This window comes from Pseudomonas edaphica (genome assembly GCF_005863185.1).
In the GTDB taxonomy this organism is placed as follows: domain Bacteria; phylum Pseudomonadota; class Gammaproteobacteria; order Pseudomonadales; family Pseudomonadaceae; genus Aquipseudomonas; species Aquipseudomonas edaphica.
Genome location: NZ_VBVZ01000682.1, coordinates 1 through 3,127 on the forward strand (window position 1 = coordinate 1; position 3,127 = coordinate 3,127).

Annotated in this window: 3 protein-coding genes and 1 pseudogene; 3 read left to right on the forward strand and 1 reads right to left on the reverse strand. The window is 61.2% G+C overall.

Features of this window, described 5'->3' with window-relative positions:
• A pseudogene (locus tag FEM54_RS28880) lies at window positions 1–142 on the forward strand (polyribonucleotide nucleotidyltransferase); the annotation flags it as partial.
• An 8-nt stretch (window positions 143–150) separates the two neighbouring features.
• Window positions 151–1,044, forward strand: coding sequence for a cation diffusion facilitator family transporter (locus tag FEM54_RS28885; protein WP_017139355.1), 894 nt, complete (start codon window positions 151–153; stop codon window positions 1,042–1,044).
• On the opposite strand, the gene FEM54_RS28890 is transcribed toward FEM54_RS28885, so the two are convergent.
• Window positions 1,041–2,099 carry a DUF6515 family protein gene (locus FEM54_RS28890; protein WP_017139356.1) on the reverse strand — a complete coding sequence of 353 codons (1,059 nt, stop codon included), beginning with the start codon at window positions 2,097–2,099 and terminating at the stop codon, window positions 1,041–1,043. The genes FEM54_RS28885 and FEM54_RS28890 overlap by 4 nt on opposite strands.
• Before the next feature lie 443 nt (window positions 2,100–2,542).
• On the opposite strand from FEM54_RS28890, the gene FEM54_RS28895 reads away from it, so the two are divergent.
• Entirely contained in the window at window positions 2,543–3,022 is a 480-nt protein-coding gene (locus tag FEM54_RS28895; protein ID WP_003176264.1) for an Lrp/AsnC family transcriptional regulator, read from the forward strand.
• The last annotated feature ends 105 nt before the right edge of the window (window positions 3,023–3,127 follow it).

Genomic DNA, 3,127 nt, shown 5'->3' on the forward strand with positions numbered 1-3,127 from the left:
CGGCAAAGTCGACAACGCCAAGCTGCAATCCATCATTGAGAAAGAAACCGGCCGCAAGCTGCCGCTGGACGATCCGCGCATGATCCAGTTCAAGGGCAGCGTGCAACAGCTCGCGTCCCTGGGCTTGCAACCCGCCGCTTAAGGATTCGTATGACCAGCAGCCCCGAACACGCCAGGCTCCTGCGCCTGGCCACCCGCGCCTCGGTGGGCGTGGCCTGTGCGCTGATTATCACCAAGGCCATCGCCTGGTGGTTCAGCGGCTCGGTGAGCATGCTCGCCGGGTTGACCGACTCGCTGCTCGATGGCATTACGTCGCTGCTGAACTTGCTGGCGGTGCATTACGCACTGCGCCCGGCCGATGACGATCACCGTTATGGGCATGGCAAGGCCGAATCGCTGTCGGGCATGGCCCAGGCGTTGTTTATCGCCGGCAGTGCAGTGTTGATTGCATTCCAGGCGTACCAGCGCTTGCTGCACCCGGAGCCGGTCGGTGCGCCGTGGCTGAGCATTGGCGTCATCGTTTTTTCGCTGGTGATGACCGTGGCGCTGCTGATGCTGCAACACCGGGTGATCCGCGAAACCGGCTCCAATGCCGTGCGCGCCGACTCACTGCACTATCGCTCCGACTTGATGCTCAACGGCAGCATTCTGGTGGCACTGGTGTTGGCAGGGTTCGGCTTTCATCAGGTGGATGCGTGGTTCGGCCTCGGCATTGCCGCGTATATCCTGTGGAGCGCGATCCAGATCGCCCGCGAGAGCTTTGCCGTGTTGATGGATGAAGAACTGCCGCCGGATGTCAGCCAGCACATGCTGGAATTGGCGCGCAGTGTGCCGGGCGTGCTGGGCGCGCATGATTTGCGCACGCGCATTTCCGGCAGCCACTGGTTTGTGCAGTTGCACCTGGAGTTGCCGGGGGAATTGACCCTGTCAGTGGCCCACGGCATCAGCGACCAGGCGGCCGATGCCATTCACAAGGCTTACCCACGCGCCGAAGTGCTGGTGCACGCCGACCCGCGGGAAGTGGTCACGGGTAACAAGGCCTAGTACTGCACCTGATAGCCGCGACTGGTCAGGCAGTTGCCCTGGGCCTGGCGGTAGGTTTGCACCACTGCCGGGTCCGGGGCATAAGTGACGGTGCGTGGGTCGAAACCGCTTTGCTGCACTGCCCAGCGATAACAGTCGTAGCCGTCCTGCTGTACCTGGGCCGGTGACTGGCCGTTGGCCGGGTAGGCCACCACGTCATAACCGTTGCCCTGCGGCGCGGGTTGCGGCGCCGGTACTTCGGTAGGCGGCTGCACCACGACGTATTGCTGGGTAGCGTTTTCATAGGTGTAGTAGGAACCCGCCGCGAGGAAGAACAGCGCGCTGCCCACCCACACTTCACGGGCGTAGTCCGGCAGGTATTGCACACGGATCCCGTAGGGCGGCGTCACCACCACATAGCGCGGGCCTTGCGGGCGATACCAGTAGCCGCCGGAGAAGAAGTAATCCTGGCCACGGTAAGGCACACGGTAATTGCGGTCCGGGAAGCGGTCGACGGTGTAACCGGGACGATATTGCGGGCCTGGCCCCCAGCCGTTGCCATGCCCATTGGGGCGACCCGGCCAGCGGTTGTCGTTCGGGTGACCATTATTGAAGCCGCCGCCCGGACGCGGGCCTGGGCCATTGCCGGTCTGCCAGTGCTGGTTGCCATCGTTACGGCGCGGGATGTCCTGATAGTAGCCCTGGCGGGGTTCCTGGGTTTGGCGCACGGTGTCCGGGCGGCCCTGGATCGGCAGGTTGTTCGCAGGCTGCGGTGCCGGCCGCGGTTGCTCGGCATTTTGCGGGCGGCCTTGCCACTGCCCACCTCCGTGCTGCTGTTGCTCGGCGCGATCAACATGCGGGTTCTGTGGGCGCGGCTGGTTGTTTTCCGGACGCGGTTGAGTGTTCTGTGGGCGCGGTTGATTATTTTGCGGTCGCGCCTGTTCATTGCCGCGCCCGCCTTCCGGGCCTCTTTCATGCTGACCACCGCCTTCATAGCGCGGGTCATCGGCCATTACTTGTGTGCCGACGCTCACCATCAGCAAACCTACACCTGCCATACGCCAGATGCGCTTCATGCTATTCCTCACTGCGGATTAGGGCCTGGAATGTCCGGCCTTACTGCATGAGACTGGAAAAGCCTCACCCGGTTCTGAGAGAGGTTATCAGTCACGAGAAGTATTTTTTGAGCTAAAAGCGCAGACAAAGAAAAAGGGGCGACCCGTCGGCCGCCCCTTGAGAATTTCGTCCTGGCTCAACGCTTTTGACGTTGGCTCACCTCACGCCGTCTTGTGGACAGTGTGCAGCCTGGAGGCCGGCTCAACCCTGCTGGGGCGGCGGCCGCAGCAGGCCTGATTGGGCCAACTGCAGTGGACTGTTGTCCAGGCGGTGATTCTGTTGATAAAGATACAGGCCAACGTCCGACAGATGATTGCGAAGATTGCGTCAATAAACAGTGCTTGCGCAATTTTTAACCCTTCATAGATAATTCACCGCAATAGTTACGACAAAGGCCAACCCAATGAGCAAGCTTGACCGATACGACCTGAGTATTTTGGCTGAATTGCAGCGCGACGCGAGGATCTCCAACCAGGAGTTGGCCGAACGCATCGGCCTGTCGCCGTCGCCGTGCTCACGCCGGGTCAAGCAGTTGGAAGACGACGGCTACATCTCACGCCAGGTTGCACTGCTCGACCGCAAGATGCTGGGCCTGAGCCTTACAGCCTATGTGCTGATCGGCATGGACCGTCACACGCCGGAGCGTTTCGAGAATTTCGAAGCAGCGATCCGCACCCTGCCGCAAGTGCTGGAATGCAGTTTAGTCACCGGGATGGATGCGGACTATCAGTTGAAAGTGGTGGTGCCGGACATGGACCACTACCAGAAATTGCTGCTGGGGCATTTGACCCGGATTGAAGGCGTAACCAGCGTAAGGTCGAGCTTTGTGCTCAACCAGGTGCTCAACAGCACCGAGCTGCCGTTGACGCACCTGCGTACCTGACCTCAAGCACACTGGTGATCCCCTGTGGGAGCTGGCTTGCCTGCGATAGCGGTGGATCAGTGGCATATCCTTAGCTGACACACCGCTATCGCAGGCAAGCCAGCT